Origin of the sequence: Nostoc cycadae WK-1 (assembly GCF_002897135.1) — a bacterium.
GTDB lineage: Bacteria > Cyanobacteriota > Cyanobacteriia > Cyanobacteriales > Nostocaceae > Nostoc_B.
Map to the genome: position 1 here is coordinate 83,873 of NZ_DF978431.1, position 16,891 is coordinate 100,763.

The window sequence follows — 16,891 nt, forward strand, 5'->3', positions numbered from 1 at the left end:
CTTTCAGACTTCATACTTCAGACTTCATAATTTAGACTTCTACTTACTTTTTACGTTCAAAATAGGTGAAGCCTACGGTTACTGTTTCTGTAAGTAAATCACCAGAACCTGCTGAAAAATCACTGGTTGCGTAACTAGTAGGAAAAACATCTGTGAACTCGTACTGAACTTTTTCTTGTTCACCATCGTAGATAGAAATTTTCCCTAATTTGCGATTTTTACGTCCCTCAGCTTTACCACCAGAAAGAGCTTCAGCATGGCATTTGTTATACCAATCTAGCAATTGTTTAGATTCGGCAGTTGCTACACATTCAATAGTAATTTCAGAACATTCTACACCACCAATTGTGGCTTGTGTTTGAGTTTTGCCATCTTTGGTTACACCAATGGGTGAATCTCCACCAGCAACTGTCATTTTCATTTGCATCCCACTAATTTTTTGAATCAAAATCTCAGTGAGTCCATCGGCTTCCCAATAAAACTTGGCGTTAGAAATAAACTCTGGCATAAATTAAATCTCCAAAAAACGGTTTCAGTATGTTTTGTATGAATCAGACAAATTTTAGAGTTAAACTCATGTCTTTCTGTTCATATTTTCGCAGGTTAATGTATAAGTCTCTTCGATATAATCACTACCATTTACATCTAAATCACCAATTTTATATTGAGAAGGCCAAGCTTCTTTTAGCTCCCAACGCATTACCTCTTTACCATCAGTATCGTAGGCAGTAATAGAACCTGTTTTTTTACTTTCTGCCCATTTTCCTTCACCTTTTTCAGTTTTTGGCATACACTTTTTAAACCACTCATACATTTTCTTACTGGTGCTATCACTATCACCACTCATGAGGGTTGTTACTTCAATTGTAAATAATCCTTCAAAACCAGCAGAGTTAATTTGTCGAATAGTAGTTCCACCTTTAGTAGACATTAACGGTTTATCTTGGCCTTTGACTTTTGCTTCAAATTTAACCCCACCAACTTTACTAAAAGCCATATCAGTCATGCCATCAATTTCAAAATAAAAATTACTGGCGGCAATTGGTTTTAATTCAGGCATATTTTTAGCTCCTTGATTTTGGTAAATTTATATACTTACAAGGTATAGCTAGTACCCTGTAAGTATGTTGAATTTAATTTAAATTTCTGGATATTAGTTATTTCGGAAACTTTAAATCCAAAATCTAAAATCCAAAATCCAAAATTGTTTATTGGTTAGGCGACCATTGACTAAAGCGGAAGATGACAAATTCCGCTGGACGTACAGGACAGACACCAACTTCGATATACAACCGACCCAACATCATAGTTTCGTGGGTATTAATGCTGGAGTCACATTTGACATAAAAGGCTTCCGCCGCCGAAGCACCAAACAAAGCACCTTCGCGCCACAGTCTTTCTAAGAAATTACTCACGGTGCGAGTGACACGCGCCCATAAATCTTGGTCGTTGGGTTCAAATACAACCCACTGCGTACCGAGTTCTACTGATTTCTCGATATAGCTCATCAAGCGGCGAACGCTGATATAACGCCATTGCACGTTATCTGGTTCTACCAAAGTGCGAGCGCCCCAAATGCGGATACCACGGTTGGGGAAGGTACGAATACAGTTAATACCCAAGGGGTTAAGTAGTTCTTGTTCCCGTAGGTTGGTTTCGTAAGCTAAACCAATGACACCTCTGGGTGTATCGTTGGCTGGTGCTTTGTACACACCACGGGTTTCATCGGTACGACACCAAACGCCCAACATGTGACCAGCGGGAGGAATGAGAATTGGTCTACCGCCGTTGCGAGGGTTGGGGACTTTAATCCAAGGATAGTAGAGGGCGGCAAATTGCGATCGCCGATTAAATGCACTCAACCACTGAGCAATATGCTGAGGCTTCACCTGGGTGGGCGGTACAGGCGCACCACCACCTTTACACGGAGGCGGATCTAACACTACCATCCGGTTGGGGGCAGTATTTTCACACATACTGACCATTGCTTCCATGATGCCGTGGACTTGATCTAAATCCAAGATGCCGTTTTGATAAGCCCGCATCAAATCAGGGAAAGTAATCATGGTAACTTCGTCAATTTCAAAGATACCTTGCATCCCGGTGCGATCGTCACGGACACCTTGCACATCTCTGGGGAAACGGTCAGGAGTGGAAACTACTGGCGGTGGACTGACTTCGTAAGTACCATTTGCAGGACGACGAGATAGAGGTTGTCCTGGTGTTTCTAAGTCAGCGACAGTCACAAACTGTGACTCTTGCAAAGCTGTCACCGCATAAGCACCTAGCTGTGCTTCGACTTGAGGGTTCATCGAAAGATTGTCGTATTCTTCCAGAATTTCCCCATTGCGGCTAATAATAACTTTGAAAAATTCACCAGTATTGGCTGGTGGTTCAGCTTCTGGGCTTTCTGGTGGACGCGGTTGACTTTCAGTAACAGAAACATTAATTCTGCCTTCTGCACCACCATCATCGTCACCTTCAGCAGGCTTCAGAGCAAAGCTTAAAGATGGACGGTTCCCTGTAGTACGCAGTTTTAAAGCAGTTTCTTCTGGTGGTGGTGGCTGAGAACCAGGGAGTTTTGTCCCGATACTAGCTACCCAACAACGTCCACCACCGTTGAGAAACCAACCATTCACCGCAAAGGGTAAATAAGCATCAAAATCGGTGAAACCGTCCGAACCTTGTTTCGCATAGTATTCTAAATACTCGTTCCACGATGTCACCAACATCGGTTTAAATAGTTCCGCATCACCGCGGACATCTTCTGTAAAACCGATAAAACCAGCGATATTTGTACTCACCCCTTCTATTGGGCGACTACCTCGGTCTACTTCTTCAACGTAGACACCAGGTGCAAAATAATCTAATCTTGGCATAACACTTGGTTTTCCTATTTTTTGAGTCTGAAGTATAAAGTATGAAATTTCAGACTTCAGCCTTCATACTTCAGACTTTTTGTGTTGGTTTTGAACAATCTACCGACCTTGATTCAGTGACAGAGTAACTGTCCAAGTTCAGGGGAATTGTTAATGTCACATACAAAGCTGGACGTAATGGTACTCCTAGGGCATTCCACAAAGCCGCAGCGTCCAAAGGATGAATAGCAGAAACGGTCATTGCTAATTCGCCATGACCGCGCAGTGCTGGAGCTAGTACTTCCTCTCGTAATGAGTGATGATGCAACAGTAGTATTAATGCCTCAGATAAGAGACGCTGTTCACCCAAACTGGTAAAATCCCAGGCACTCACCAAAAATGAGATATCAAACCACCTCGGTGTTAATAAGACTAATTTCCTCTTGTCTGCTGGTTGCTGACAATTGGACTGTTGTTTTTCAACACTTTCTTGAATGTTGTAACAGTATAAATTCAGCCTAGGGTTGATATTCTGTTCCACACCAGGATGGTTGAAATCAATTTGTTCTGTACTGAGCAGGGAAATCCCGCCAGCTAAAATTTTTGCTAAAGTCTGGGTAGCAGCTGGGATCATAAGACACAACAGCAGGGTGACGGAAATGCTCCCTTAATCAGTCTGGCGGGTGTATTTTTACCGCCAGCATGAATCTATGGAGGTTGAAGCGTCCTTACCAGAGTTCCTAATGCAGGCAGCAGAAAGTGACTACTTTGCTACCTAACTTACGGAAGGCAGAGGGCTGACAGCACAAAATAAACCTTTGATTTAGGCTTTTTTGCTAGTTGATTTGCCACTATTGGGCTAACTCTTTCTAGCTTAGGGATCTAGTTGGCTGGCGGTTATTAGACTTTGGTCGATATTGTAAAATTATTGTTTTAAATTCCCCAAATTCCCAAGGGGTAGAGTAAGCTAATCTCGTCCGTATTTATACAGTTAGAAGCATAATTTCTCCAAGTACAAAATATTTGAAATTGAGTAGCATTCATCATGCTTCTTAGCTATTAGAGTGTTTCGGAGTGTAAAACAGGATGAGGGTGGCTACACAAAAATTAACCTCTCAATTTCCGCTACCTTTGTTGGGAAACAATTCAGAGAGTAAGCTGCCAGAGTCAGATTTTAACCAAATTTGTCAGTTAATTATTCAACAATTAACTGCCCTATTGCCGACTGTGGCTATCTGGACTGTTTATCACGATTTGACAAAGGGAAAACGTCATTTAGTGGCTGAATATCTCTCAGAAAATTTATGTTCTGTGCAAGTTACACCAGCTTGTTTGCCAAGCTACTTTGTTTCTGGACAGTCCAACTTAGATTTTACATCTTTGCAAGCAGAAACTTGGTGGCGAGAAGATTTTCCCGTTCTCAAAATTATGGAATTAGCCGCATCGGATTTTTATCATAGCTATGTTTGTCGAATTAGCAAACAGAGTGTGACAACAGCCGAATATTTATTGATCTGTACTAGTAAACTGCTATCAGATGAACAGCAAAATTTACTGTTGAATAATGCTCAAATATTGAGTAATTATTTGGCTATGTATAGAGAGCGATCGCACCAACAACAAGAAATTGCGGCTTTATCTCAAGCTCTCGGACAAGCAGAACATCAATTGCGGAATCCTTTAGCATTGATTAATCTCTATGCAGAAAATCTCCGCTTGGCATTACCACAAGGTGATTTACAAGAACAAGCCAGCTTAATTCGGCAAACTGTAGATGAACTCAGCGCTAAATTAACCGATTTACTTTACCGTGGTCAACAGGCAAATCTAAATTTTAAAAAACACAATTTGCAAACAATTATTGGTGAATGTATTAAAACTTTACAACATTTGCTAAAAGAAAAAGAATTAAAGATTAATTATCCTGAAAAACCTGTGTATGTGACAGTAGATAACTGGCAGATGAAACAGGTGTTTGATAATTTATTATCTAATGCAATTCATTTTAGTCCTCGTGGTGGGACAATAACTTGCAATTGGTACGCCTACAGTAATGAAGTGCTAATTGAGATTTGCGATCGCGGTTCCGGAATTGTACCAGAGGAATTGAAGCAAATATTTAAGCCTTATTATTCTCGCCGTTTAGGTGGTACAGGTTTAGGATTAGCGATTGCCCAAAAAATTATCCTGGCACATCAAGGTAATTTATGGGCAGAAAATCTCCCTGAAGGGGGCGCACAATTTTCCTTTACATTACCTTTTAAACATCGAAAATAAATAATTTTGAATGCAGAAATTCAGATAATATTCAATTCTGAATTCTCACGTTTAAATCATCATGGCTGACTCCTAAAACTCAAATCCTGAATTCAGAATTTTACTGACTTCTGAATTCTCTTGTATATACCAGGCACACTACCATGAATACTAAAAAAGAGGTCATCTCTGTTTTGCTTGTCGATGATGAACCACATTTTCGTAAAGGTATACGCACCTTATTAAACTTTTATACAACTAGTAGTAGTTTGGGATTAAATGTGATTGGAGAAGCCGCATCTGTTGAGCAAGCGGTAAAATTAACGGCGGAACAACATCCCACTTTAATATTACTAGATTTAGAATTACCCCCAGACGATGGCATTATGGCGCTGCAACGTTTAGGGGAATTATCTTATAACGGCAAAGTATTAATTTTGTCGGCTCATCAACAAGATGAATGGATATTTCGCGCTATGCAAGCAGGTGCTTGTGGTTATGTATTTAAAGACCAATTAGCAACTCAATTGTGTGAAGCGATTACGACTGTGATTAATAATCAAGTTTATTTACCACCGGATGTAGCAACGGCATTTTTTAGATTGTTTCACTACTATACAGGACACTCATTAAACTCTAGTCATAGTTCTATTCATTTGACTGAAAGAGAACAAGAAGTTTTAAATTGGTTAGTTCAAGGCGCTTCTAACGAACAAATTGCGGGGAATCTATATATTACAGTCGCCACAGTTAAAGCGCACTTAACAGCAATTTTTGACAAATTAAGTGTCACCAGTCGTACTCAAGCAATTGTCAAAGCTTTAAAACTTGGTTTAGTTTGTCCATAAAATAGTCAAGAGTCCAAAGTCAAAGGTCAAAACATATTGACCAATAACTATTAACTATTGACCCTTCGGGTGACGCTCCTGCGTCGCTAACGCTGCGCTAACACCAGTTGCTTCTCCTAATCGGAGACGCTGCGCGAACAAGTCGGGAAACCCGACGACAGTCGCTTCAAGTCGGCAAAGCCGCCCACAGCGCTGTCTCCCCAACGCACTGGCTCACCATTGACCATTGACCAATAACAAATGAGTAACTATTTAGCCATCGCCACTATCACCGCAACTTTGCAAAGAACATTGCAAGCCAACGTCCAAGTAGACGTGGATGGTGCGCGGGTGACAACCGTGAGACCAGATCGCCTGAATAATGCTACACCAGAAGCGGGAGTGAACATCTATCTTTACGATGTTTTGCTTAATAGTGCTTGGCGCAGTGCTGATTTAAGACAACGCCATTCCGAAGAGAAATATATTAAGCGATCGCAAACAGGTTTAGATTTGTACTACTTGATCACCTGTTATGGTAACGATGTGGAATTAGAACCGCAGCGCCTCATGGGTAGCATTGTCCGTACCCTCAATAGCAAATCGATTCTCACCCAAGAAATGATTCAAGAAACAGTAGCCGATTCCACTTTCACATTTTTGGCGGATTCTAACCTGGCTGAACAAGTGGAAACGATTACAATTTCTCCCGTTGATATGAATATCGAAGAAATTTCCAAAATATGGACGGTATTTTTTCAAACACCATACTCATTGTCATTGGGTTATAAAGCCAGTGTCATTTTAATCGATAGCGGCGAAATTCCCAAAAAACCCTTACCTGTCCGCAATATTCAGCGTCATGTTACACCATATCAACCTGCGATCGCTCACATCAAGGTAGCCGAAGAATTAGCCAAACTCTGGAAAACCCAAAGCACCGCAAATCCATTAATTCTCGCCAGCAGTACTTTATTAATTCAAGGTAACAATTTAAATGCAGAGATAACTCAAATCCGTATTGGTAACGTGACAGTAACACCTCAAACTGTTACCGAAAAGCAAATTACTTTAGATCTTTCCCGCATACCTACAGAATCATTACGGGCTGGTGTTCAGAGTTTACAAGTAATTCATCCCCAACAGCGAGTTAACTCCAATATTGTGCCGATATTACTGCGCCCCACCATTCAAGAAGTTACTGTATCTAATTTACATGGCAGAGGTAACGATCTGCGATCGGCTGATGTCAATGTTACAGTTAACTTCACCATAGATAAAACACAACAAGTCACTTTAGTATTAACAGAACTTTCTTTCACCCAATTTAGCGGATATTCCTACGAACAAACCAAGCATCGCCGCAACAATAGCAATTCTATTACCTTTGTGATTACTGATTGTTTACCTGGAAACTATTTAGTTCGCCTAGTTGTTGATGGTGCAGAAAGTTTACTCTCTGTTGATACAGATCCTCATAGTCCCACTTATGAAAGTTATATCGGGCCTGTAGTAGCGATCGCTTGACTCTTGCAGTATCCTCTGAAAAAACTCTGCGTTTCTCCATGTTAAAAAATACATTGAGATACTCAACTCATCAAAAATTATGGCAAATAAATTATTAACTCAGAACTATGAATGGCAAACAGCTAACTATAATTACTTAATCAATGCACTAGATATCGTTCGCCAGGCTTTACTAGCTGAAGAACCTAAAGAAAACCACAATCATCATTTTTGTCACCTCTCCCCGCCAGCCCTTGACACTCTTTGCCAAATTTTTGGTTTATCAGAATTTGAGCGTCACGTTTTGTTACTCTGCGTTGGGATGGAATTAGATGCTAACTGGGGTTTTTTATGTGCCAATGCTCAAGGTAGTTTAGGAAAACCCTATCCAACCTTTATGTTAGCCAAAGCCAGCTTACTGCAACCTCATTGGAATGCTTTTATACCAACTGCACCGTTACGAAAATGGCAGTTAATCCAACTTGAAGAAGGTTCTACGCTGAATCTGAGTCATTTGCGAGTTGATGAACGGATTTTTCATTATTTGCTGGGCTTGGATCACTTGGATGAAAGATTACAGAGTATTGTGCAACCTGTGGTAATTCCAGATAGCGAAATTGTCCCCTCTCATCAGCAGTTAGCCGAACAATTAGCCACAACGTGGAGCGAAACAGAAACAGTATTGCCAATTATTCAGTTATGTGGAGATGAAATAGCCAGCAAAAAAGCGATCGCCGCTAAAGCTTGCAAGTTACTCAACCTTAATTTACACCTGATGTCGGCTGGGGCAATTACTAATTTGCGTCAGAACGAGATGAACGACTTGTTGCGCCTGTGGGAAAGAGAATCGATGCTCACCAATAGCGTTTTGCTATTAGATTGTGATGAAGTAGATTATACAGAGCCAGCTAAAGAAAATGCGATCGCACGTTTGATCGCCAGTATTACTAGTCCCTTAATTATTACTAGTTTGGAAAGAAAGCGATCGCTCCAACGTCCCCTTATTGCGATCGAAGTTCACAAACCCAACACCACAGAACAACGGATAATCTGGCAAAATGCTTTAGGCGAAGCAGCCACCACCCTCAACGGCCATGTAGATAAACTAGTTTCCCACTTCAGCCTCAACGCCTCTACCATTCAAACAGTTTGTGCAGAAGCCCAAGGAAAGTTAAAAGTTAAAAGGCAAAAGGCAAAAGAAGTAGAAGAACTCAGCGCTCTCTTATGGGATACTTGCCGTTTTCAAGCGCGATCGCGTCTGGATGAATTAGCTCAACCAATGGAAACTAGTGCAACTTGGGATGATTTAGTCTTACCAGAAGCACAACGCCAAGTATTACGTGATATTACTGCCCATGTGCGCCAACGGACAAAAGTCTATGAAAAATGGGGATTTGGCAACAAAGGCGGACGGGGTTTAGGAATTAGTGCCTTATTTGCTGGCGCTAGTGGTACTGGTAAGACAATGGCCGCAGAAGTAATTGCCCATGAATTGCGTTTAGATTTATACCGCATAGATTTAAGTCAGGTGGTGAGTAAGTACATTGGCGAAACCGAGAAGAACTTGCGCCGGGTATTTGATGCAGCCGAAGCAGGCGGCGCAATTTTATTATTTGATGAAGCAGATGCTTTATTTGGTAAACGTAGCGAAGTTAAAGACAGCCACGATCGCCATGCCAACATTGAAGTAGGCTACTTACTGCAACGGATGGAATCTTACCGAGGTTTAGCAATTCTCACCACCAACTTAAAAGCTTCCTTAGATCAGGCATTTTTGCGCCGGATTCGGTTCGTTGTGCAGTTTCCCTTCCCGGATATCACCCAGCGCACCGAGATTTGGCAACGTGTATTTCCCCGTCAAACACCTACTCAAGATTTAGATGCGAGTAAGTTAGCCAAGTTAAATGTATCAGGTGGTAATATTCGCAACATCGCTCTCAATGCCGCCTTTTTAGCAGCCGATACCGGGGATGCGGTAGAGATGAAACATATTTTACAAGCAGCTAAGAGTGAGTACACCAAGCTAGAACGACAGTTAACAGATGCCGAGATTAAAGGTTGGGTTTGACACTGTGAATAGTAGTGGCGATCGCTAACCATTGTTCTCAAGTTAATGCCAAAATTGATACCAGCTATGTCTGGACAACAAACCACTAATTTAAAAGATTGGAGTGTTGAGTAAATGTATACAAGACAATACAAAACAAAAAAGACTTCTACAAATTCTTCTGATACAACAACCTCCAATCAATTCGCACCACGCCGTTTTGTCGTCCAGCCGCAAGCCGAAGAAATAACCAACAACCAAACACCTGATTTACAGACTCAATCAGATAAGAAAAAACAATCTGGCAACAAATTGCGAAATATATCTGTATTTCCTAGCAATGTCACTCAACCCCAGCCACCCCGCATTCAAATGAAGCTCACCATCGGCCAGCCTGGTGACAAATACGAACAAGAAGCAGACAAATTAGCAGCAGATGTAGTGCAGCGAATTAATGAACCTGAAAGCGAAAAAGTTCAGCGTCAAGAAATACCTGGAGATGAAGACGAACTGCAAATGAAATCAATGGTGCAGCGTTCTGTCCTTGATGAGTTTGAAATCAAATCTAAAGCAACGCAAGCAGACGAAGATAACTTTTTTGGACGCGAACAGTCAGTACCAAATAGTGAGATTCCTGAGAAAGAACAAACTGATACACTGATTGATATCCCAGAGAATCTTGTACCGGAAAAGCCAGGAAGCAAGCCTTATTTTGCAATAAAAGGCAAAAGCACTTTTGTTATAGATGCGCCACTAAGCGCACAGACACAGAAAACATTACAACAACCCGCCAAACCTAAATGGGATGGCTATAAGTATAAAAATCTTCTCAATCTTGGTGAAAAATATCAGGATGAACGTTTGGTTAATGACAAGGAAGATGCAGAATTATTTGGATATGATAAGCCAAATTATCGACCTTCTGGGCCATCCGTAGACTGGGCTGATGAACAGTATGTTAAACATATTCAGGATACTGAACTTCAGCAGTACGAAATTACTACTCAAAAGAATGATCAAGATGAAACCATATTCTACTGGCAAGGTCAACCATTTGACACCAGCGAAATGAAAAATCTAGAGTTCTCTGGGGCTGGAGAGCGAGCCATTTTTGTTATGACAGCTGACGGCAAAATATATGTAGCTGATGCAGTTGCTGAGGCTGAAAAAGGAGCAGATAAGCAATCACCAGAAGCTGAACAATATGATCGTTTCCATCACTCTAGCTTTTTGCGTGGAGCGCCTGTAGCTGCTGCTGGGGAACTGCTTTTCACGAATGGTATACTTCAAGGAGTGACTAACCAAAGTGGACACTACCGACCAGGTGTAATTCATACCTTACAGGTTTTGCAAGAATTTCAAGAGCGAGGAGTGAAATTGGATCAGGTAATGGTTCAGTTTTTGGTTCAATGTCCTCAAGACTATCCTCAAGGTAATGACAAAATTCTCAAAGGCGATTTGATAACAATTGAAGTCATGGCTGATGTTGCTTTATCGACCAAAGCTAATACAGCAGAAAGTTTATATAGCAAATTGGAAGAATCAAAAGCGGAGTTTGGTCTAGAAAAAGCATAAAAAGTCGTCGCTGTGTCGCTTTTACTGAAGAAAAGCGATCGCCATCTATGTAAACAATAGTATTGATTGTGGCGATCGCTATTAATCTTCAGTAAGATAGTGCCAAAATTTTACAATACCTCTGTCGCAAAAATACGGTATCTGTGATGCTGGCACAAAAATCTCTGGAGAAGAAAAATGTATAAGCGACAACATAGAACAGGTAAAGCATCGGCAAATCAATCTGACACACCAGTAAATCAATTTGCGCCTCGTCCTTTTGTTGTCCCAACTGAAGCCGAAGATACCATCCAAACACCTGATTTACAGGCTCAACAAGTCAGAAATAATACATTACTCCCTAGTCACAATTTCGCCAACATTCCCATTTTTCCGCCTGGTTATCAACCACCACCGCCGCCACGAATTCAGATGAAACTTGCTATTAGTGAAGCAGGAGATGAATATGAGCAAGAAACTAACGCTGTAGTCAAAGCTATACAGCGAGTTCATCCACCTATTATTGGAAATATCCAGCATAGCCAGACTCAAATTCTCAACCGAGACATTGACCCTTCCCAAGTCAAAGATGGGACAACGCCAATTAATCCCCAAGATATTAATTTAGAGAAAATTGGACATGGCTTGATTTATGATGACGTTTTAACAGACCAAGATAAAGAATGGTTGAGAGAGCAAGGATTTAAAGAACAATGGTTTCCTGATGGCAATGTTGTTAATGCTGGTAGTGGTTTGAATTATGGATTATTATTACCGACAGAAGCAGGAGTAACAGCCGGAAAACATCCTGTATTGGCATTTCGTGGAACCAGTGATTTAGCAACAGCATGGCAAGATTTAGATATTAACTCTCCTGGACATGGTGGTATTCAAAATCTGCTCAAAGAAGTCCCTACTGGCTACATCGGTAATATTGTTTCCCAATCAGGAAAATTGGATGTTACAGGCCACAGTTTAGGCGGCGCATTAGCGCAGCATTTTGTCGGTACTCATCCTGATTTAGTGAGACGACTGGTAACATTTCAATCGGCTGCGCCTAATGCCAAACAATATCACAAAAATATTAATTCTCTCTCAGAAGAAGAAAGACCAGAGGTAGTTCATCATATTGCTAAAGGCGATATTGTCGATTTAGCCGGAGGAGAACATCTTAAAGGAACCTTTTTTGAACATGATCTGGAAACTTCAGGATTAGCAAATGTTTCTACACTCGCCAGAATTAAACAAGCACACACATCTCAACTATTAAATACTGAAGATATTATCGGAGAAGCAGGTCATGGGAATCATACTCAAGATATCACCATGACCGAAAATGCTACTCGTCCTTATACTAAATCTCGATTAGTCGAAGCCGGACGGATGATGGCATTAAATAAAGGTACAGCTATTGCTGGCGGTTTGTTAGTTGGTGCGGCTGGATTAGCAGGAACAGCAATAGAAGTTCCCACTAGATTAGCTTACAAAGGTTTGACCAAAGCCGGAAGTGCGATCGCTAGTGGTGCGTCAATAGCCGGAAGTGCGATCGCTTCTGGTGCGTCAAGTCTTTATGAAAATGTCACCAATTACTTCTCTGGAAACAAGGAAGAATAAAATATTTAACCTAAGATTTTTCTATGAATGACCCAGTTATATTTGAGCGTCATTTCAGTGACAAACTTGGAATATCCTTAGAAATTCCTCAGACTTGGCAAAAAATTGAAAAGCAATATTTAGATGAGCAAACAGAGGGATATTTTTATCCTGCACAATTGGTACATAACCCACAAATTTTTATTAAAAAAATTGTTGTTCCCGATGCAGAACAACATGAACAAAATTTTGTAGAACTTGCAGATGAATTAATGCAATTACCATTACAAAAATTACAACCAGAAGAATTTGAAATAATTACTCAAACACAGACAAAAGTTGATAACTATCCAGCTATATTAGATATTTTTGTTTTTCAATCTCCTGATGTTGAACTGCCCATTACACAATATCAAGTGTGTTGGCAAAATCATCAAACTGTCTATGGATTAATTGCAATGGTAGAGTCAACCGAAGAATTGCAATATTTACCGATTTTTGCAGCAGTCGCAGGTTCAATTCATTGTGAACAATGATATCAATTATGGCGATCGCTATTTATCTTCAGTAAGATAGTGCCAAATTTTTACAATACCTCTGCCGCAAAACTACGGCAGGTTTTTTGCTGGCACAAAAATATCTGAGGGAGACAAATGTATAAGCGACAACACAGAACAGGGAAAACTCCGGCAAATCACTCTGATGTACCAGCAAATCAATTTGCACCTCGTCGCTTTGTCAGCCAGCCGCAAACCGAAGAACCAGAACAATCACCCGATTTACAAGCTAAATCAACCAGCACAGAAACATCTGGTAACAACTTCGCCAATATCCCAATTTTTCCCCCTGGTTATCAACCGCCACCACCACCAAGAATCCAGATGAAACTTACCATTGGGGAACCTGGGGATAAATATGAGCAAGAAGCTGACAGACTAGCAGCGGATGTTGTACAAAGAATCAATTCTCCAGAAACTCCACCAGTACAGCCACAGCCAAAACCAGAAGAAGAACTGAGAAAAAAATCTCTAATACAACGTCTATCAGATGCAGACGAAACTAGTGCAACACCAGATTTAGAATCCTCTATCCAACGAATGCAGGGTAGTGGACAGACTCTTGCAGAGACGATTAAAGCACCAATGGAACAAGCATTTGGGGCTGATTTTAGTGGTGTGAAAATTCATACAGATGCTCAGTCTGACCAGATGAATCAATCAATTCAGGCCAAAGCATTTACAACAGGACAAGATATTTTCTTTCGTCAAGGAAACTATGATCCTGGAAGTAGAGGTGGACAGGAATTAATTGCCCATGAATTGACTCATGTAGTGCAACAAACTGGTTCAGGAAAAATCCAAAAATCAGAAGATAGAGAAATTGTATCTATTGGTAGAGCCGAAAAGCAAATTCAAAGACTTGAGGATAATGCAGCAAATGAAGTTTTAAAAACATATAAAATGAGGCAGAATTTCGTCAAAAAAGCTCTTGAAAGGACGGCAATAGTTCAAGGATATCAAGATTATGATGACTATAAAAATAAATTAACACTAGAACAGTTTAAAGCAGACTGTGAAATAGCTGCCAAGGCGGAAAATGCTTTGAATAATAAGGATAAAAATGTAATGGCTAATGATATAATTGTGCCTCAAAGCTATTATCACGTTACAGAAAGCTTCAATCAAATTAATGGGTTAGTAACAACAGGAGCCGCAACTTGTACTGGCTTGGCGATGTCTGCTAGTAACGCGGATGGCAAAACTATCTATGCTCTCACACACATAGATGCAGACAATGACATTGAGGGTGTGATCGATGGCATGATTAAGGATATGAATACTCAAATTAACGGTATTAATGGTGGAATTAATGCTTATATAGCTTCTGGGGGAGTTAAGCCAGATGGTCAATTAGAACATACCCCAAAAATTGTGGTTGACTATCTCAAAAAACAAAAAGTAGCTATTAAGTTTGCCAGTGGACTACAGCAGATCAGAATTGGCGGTAATTCTCAGCAAAATGATCTTGTCAGAGTTAGCGAAAGTGTTAGTGTAATTCATAATGACAAGGGAAATAAAAATGTAGATGGACTCATTCAACAAGTTACTGCTTTGCCAAAGATGAAGGGTGGTCATGCTTGGGAAGAGCTAAAAGAAAATCAAGAGTATGAAAGTGGTAAACACGATCCGATGGAAGAATCAATCAAGCAAGTTCTTGAGAGAGCATTACAGTTGGCTGGAGAGGTAAACAATGATGAAACTCAGCAAGAAAAATTCCAAACTCTGAAAAATGCAGTAAAGAACGAAAAAGATTGGTATGGCAAATATGTTTTTGGCAGAAAACTGTTGATATGGGCTGGTAATGAGAATTAATGAAGCGTACAGAGTCATTTGCGATCGCACCCATACTCAAGAAAATTAACTTAGATTTATCCGTAGAGCATATTTTTGCTCGGCTGAAGATAACAAAAAATATGCTCTACGCTATTCTAGAACCTAACCTCTAAACAGAATTTCGTTGCGACTAGTAGCGCCTAGTTCGGGTAAAGAGTTAGCGGGTGAATGGGGTGTAATAGCAGTGGGAACTGCGGGAGTTACTTCTAATTGTTTAACCAGATTTTGCAGTAACTTATCTTGTTCTAAACGGTAATTAGATACGAAGGGGCCACGGTTGAGGATAGCAAACCAAACCAAACCGCGATCGCGTGTAGGCATGACACCAGCTAAAGAACTTACATCGCGGAGAGTACCAGTTTTAATCACAGTACCCACTGGTATATGTCTGCTGTGTACTGTTCCTCGATGATCAAATCCCGACATAGGAAATAAATCTGCCAAATTCAGGTCATATCCTGCTGCTTGCTGTTGAATGGCCATTAACATTGCACAAACAGCCCTGGGAGAAATCCGATTTTCAGGGCCGAGTCCAGAACCATTGATTAATTGAATTTCTGACTCAGGAACTCTCGCCAGATAGGCCGCAGTTGATTGTACTACACTTGCTCCCCCCACAGATTCTGCCAGCATCTCGGCCATTTCGTTATTGCTGTAAACGTTCATTTCTTTGAGCAATTGACGCAAAGGCAAAGATTTGTGACGCACTAGCAAAGTTTGTTGCGGTGGTTGGGCGGCAACTTTAACAGCCCCTGTAATCACAACTTCTGGTTTAGGTGTGCCTTTGGGCATGATGGAGTAGATATAATTCGCTGGACGAGTCCAAGTTTTATAATTCAGCGCTTGCTTGACCATTTGACCAGCTAGTAGGGGATGGCGCTGGAAATTCATGGCAAAATTGCCTGAAATGAGCAAATTCCCCTTGACTTGCTTAATGCCCATTTTATTGAGTGTATTGCCAAGGGCGATCGCTTCTTCCCACACAAACATCGGGTCGCCACCACCAGCAATTACCAAATCACCTTGCAATACACCATTAACCACAGGCCCCGTAGTCCCAATCAAAGTTTCAAATTGGTGATCTGGCCCCCAAGTTTTCAAAGATACCAAAGAAGTTGCAATCTTAGTTAAAGAAGCCGCCGGCAAAGGTGTTGTACCTTCATGATTAGCCATGAGTATTGGCCCCGACTGTAACCAAATTCCCTGGCTTTCGGCTAAATTTTGGGCAACTAACTTAGATTTAATTAGTGCTTGTAAGTATTGTTGGACTGTATTCACCCCAGTATGATTGGGATCAGAAGCCAGAACTAAGCCAGGATTTACTTGCCCAGCCAATGCCTCTAAAGCATCAGAAGGCTTGATTTCTACTCCAGCCATTTCTAGCCACAGAGACACCAAACCTGAACTCAATAATTCCAGCATTTCTTACTCCCCAAGTTCTACGATGTGATTTGTGATTTACTGTGCTAATATACAGGCTTTTTTATGCTCATCAGCATTGGGTAATCATAACTGGTCTATTCCTAATCGGGTAGTAGGTAGAATAAATTTCTATTTGTTATTTATTTGACTTGACAATTCCTACCACCTTTATATGAATAAACTACATCTTTTTTGTTTCACGCAGAGGCGCAGAGGCACATAGAAGAGTATAGGAGTTTGGTTTTAATCAACGCAAACTTCTAGAATTCATTGTTTTGATTTTTCTCTAGATGGCAAACACTAATATTTATAGCAATGCTTTAATAATTTAGACTCAAATATTTCAAAATTAGTTATAAAATATTTTGCTTTTCTGATAGAGTTTTTCGCAGTTTTATTTGGGGAATTACAGCACTTTGTCTAACGGTTTGGTAC

14 protein-coding genes are annotated in these 16,891 nt (G+C 40.6%); 9 read left to right on the forward strand and 5 right to left on the reverse strand.

The window, feature by feature from the left end:
* Positions 1–43 precede the first annotated feature (43 nt).
* The 4 genes from NCWK1_RS16810 to NCWK1_RS16825 form a co-directional block, all read right to left on the reverse strand.
* A complete protein-coding gene (locus NCWK1_RS16810; protein ID WP_096583963.1) occupies positions 44–508 on the reverse strand; it encodes a phage tail protein in 465 nt (154 codons plus the stop codon).
* Between the two features lie 66 nt (positions 509–574).
* Positions 575–1,060, reverse strand: coding sequence for a phage tail protein (locus tag NCWK1_RS16815; protein WP_096583961.1), 486 nt, complete (start codon positions 1,058–1,060; stop codon positions 575–577).
* 148 nt (positions 1,061–1,208) lie between these two features.
* The gene (locus NCWK1_RS16820; protein WP_103125498.1) at positions 1,209–2,879 is read right to left on the reverse strand and encodes a phage tail sheath family protein; all 1,671 of its coding nucleotides are present in this window, start codon (positions 2,877–2,879) and stop codon (positions 1,209–1,211) included.
* Between the two features lie 70 nt (positions 2,880–2,949).
* Positions 2,950–3,492 (reverse strand): Pvc16 family protein, encoded by a 543-nt coding sequence (locus NCWK1_RS16825; protein WP_096583957.1) that lies wholly within the window; start codon positions 3,490–3,492, stop codon positions 2,950–2,952.
* A gap of 452 nt (positions 3,493–3,944) precedes the next feature.
* Here NCWK1_RS16825 and NCWK1_RS16830 point away from each other — a divergent pair, with 452 nt between their 5' ends.
* The 9 genes from NCWK1_RS16830 to NCWK1_RS30430 all read left to right on the forward strand — a co-directional run bounded on the left by NCWK1_RS16830 (position 3,945) and on the right by NCWK1_RS30430 (position 15,147).
* Positions 3,945–5,135 carry a sensor histidine kinase gene (locus NCWK1_RS16830; RefSeq protein WP_103125499.1) on the forward strand — a complete coding sequence of 397 codons (1,191 nt, stop codon included), beginning with the start codon at positions 3,945–3,947 and terminating at the stop codon, positions 5,133–5,135.
* 143 nt (positions 5,136–5,278) lie between these two features.
* Positions 5,279–5,962: a response regulator gene (locus tag NCWK1_RS16835; protein ID WP_096583953.1), complete on the forward strand. Its 684-nt coding sequence runs from the start codon at positions 5,279–5,281 to the stop codon at positions 5,960–5,962.
* Positions 5,963–6,202: 240 nt separating this feature from the next.
* Positions 6,203–7,468, forward strand: a complete 1,266-nt coding sequence (locus NCWK1_RS16840) for a Pvc16 family protein (protein WP_096583951.1) — start codon at positions 6,203–6,205, stop codon at positions 7,466–7,468.
* Between the two features lie 79 nt (positions 7,469–7,547).
* On the forward strand, positions 7,548–9,515 hold the full coding sequence (locus NCWK1_RS16845; RefSeq protein ID WP_096583949.1) for an ATP-binding protein: 1,968 nt from the start codon (positions 7,548–7,550) through the stop codon (positions 9,513–9,515).
* 114 nt (positions 9,516–9,629) lie between these two features.
* Positions 9,630–11,069, forward strand: a complete 1,440-nt coding sequence (locus NCWK1_RS16850) for a hypothetical protein (RefSeq protein ID WP_103125500.1) — start codon at positions 9,630–9,632, stop codon at positions 11,067–11,069.
* 177 nt (positions 11,070–11,246) lie between these two features.
* Positions 11,247–12,662: an alpha/beta hydrolase family protein gene (locus NCWK1_RS16855; RefSeq protein ID WP_103125501.1), complete on the forward strand. Its 1,416-nt coding sequence runs from the start codon at positions 11,247–11,249 to the stop codon at positions 12,660–12,662.
* Between the two features lie 23 nt (positions 12,663–12,685).
* On the forward strand, positions 12,686–13,177 hold the full coding sequence (locus NCWK1_RS16860; RefSeq protein WP_103125502.1) for a hypothetical protein: 492 nt from the start codon (positions 12,686–12,688) through the stop codon (positions 13,175–13,177).
* A 117-nt stretch (positions 13,178–13,294) separates the two neighbouring features.
* Complete coding sequence (locus NCWK1_RS16865) at positions 13,295–15,013, forward strand: eCIS core domain-containing protein (RefSeq protein WP_103125503.1); 1,719 nt, start codon at positions 13,295–13,297, stop codon at positions 15,011–15,013.
* A complete protein-coding gene (locus NCWK1_RS30430) occupies positions 15,013–15,147 on the forward strand; it encodes a hypothetical protein (protein WP_281259129.1) in 135 nt (44 codons plus the stop codon). Before NCWK1_RS16865 ends, NCWK1_RS30430 begins: the two co-directional genes overlap by 1 nt.
* Here the strand turns inward: NCWK1_RS30430 and NCWK1_RS16870 are convergent.
* Entirely contained in the window at positions 15,137–16,456 is a 1,320-nt protein-coding gene (locus NCWK1_RS16870; protein ID WP_103125504.1) for a D-alanyl-D-alanine carboxypeptidase, read from the reverse strand. The two genes, NCWK1_RS30430 and NCWK1_RS16870, sit on opposite strands and share 11 nt — an antisense overlap.
* Positions 16,457–16,891 lie beyond the last annotated feature (435 nt).

Bases quoted from the DNA above. Each gene is read 5' to 3' on its own strand.
- NCWK1_RS16810 (WP_096583963.1), bottom strand. From the start codon at position 508: ATGCCAGAGTTTATTTCTAACGCCAAGTTTTATTGGGAAGCCGATGGA.
- NCWK1_RS16815 (WP_096583961.1), bottom strand. From the start codon at position 1,060: ATGCCTGAATTAAAACCAATTGCCGCCAGTAATTTTTATTTTGAAATT.
- NCWK1_RS16820 (WP_103125498.1), bottom strand. From the start codon at position 2,879: ATGCCAAGATTAGATTATTTTGCACCTGGTGTCTACGTTGAAGAAGTA.
- NCWK1_RS16825 (WP_096583957.1), bottom strand. From the start codon at position 3,492: ATGATCCCAGCTGCTACCCAGACTTTAGCAAAAATTTTAGCTGGCGGG.
- NCWK1_RS16830 (WP_103125499.1), top strand. From the start codon at position 3,945: ATGAGGGTGGCTACACAAAAATTAACCTCTCAATTTCCGCTACCTTTG.
- NCWK1_RS16835 (WP_096583953.1), top strand. From the start codon at position 5,279: ATGAATACTAAAAAAGAGGTCATCTCTGTTTTGCTTGTCGATGATGAA.
- NCWK1_RS16840 (WP_096583951.1), top strand. From the start codon at position 6,203: ATGAGTAACTATTTAGCCATCGCCACTATCACCGCAACTTTGCAAAGA.
- NCWK1_RS16845 (WP_096583949.1), top strand. From the start codon at position 7,548: ATGGCAAATAAATTATTAACTCAGAACTATGAATGGCAAACAGCTAAC.
- NCWK1_RS16850 (WP_103125500.1), top strand. From the start codon at position 9,630: ATGTATACAAGACAATACAAAACAAAAAAGACTTCTACAAATTCTTCT.
- NCWK1_RS16855 (WP_103125501.1), top strand. From the start codon at position 11,247: ATGTATAAGCGACAACATAGAACAGGTAAAGCATCGGCAAATCAATCT.
- NCWK1_RS16860 (WP_103125502.1), top strand. From the start codon at position 12,686: ATGAATGACCCAGTTATATTTGAGCGTCATTTCAGTGACAAACTTGGA.
- NCWK1_RS16865 (WP_103125503.1), top strand. From the start codon at position 13,295: ATGTATAAGCGACAACACAGAACAGGGAAAACTCCGGCAAATCACTCT.
- NCWK1_RS30430 (WP_281259129.1), top strand. From the start codon at position 15,013: ATGAAGCGTACAGAGTCATTTGCGATCGCACCCATACTCAAGAAAATT.
- NCWK1_RS16870 (WP_103125504.1), bottom strand. From the start codon at position 16,456: ATGCTGGAATTATTGAGTTCAGGTTTGGTGTCTCTGTGGCTAGAAATG.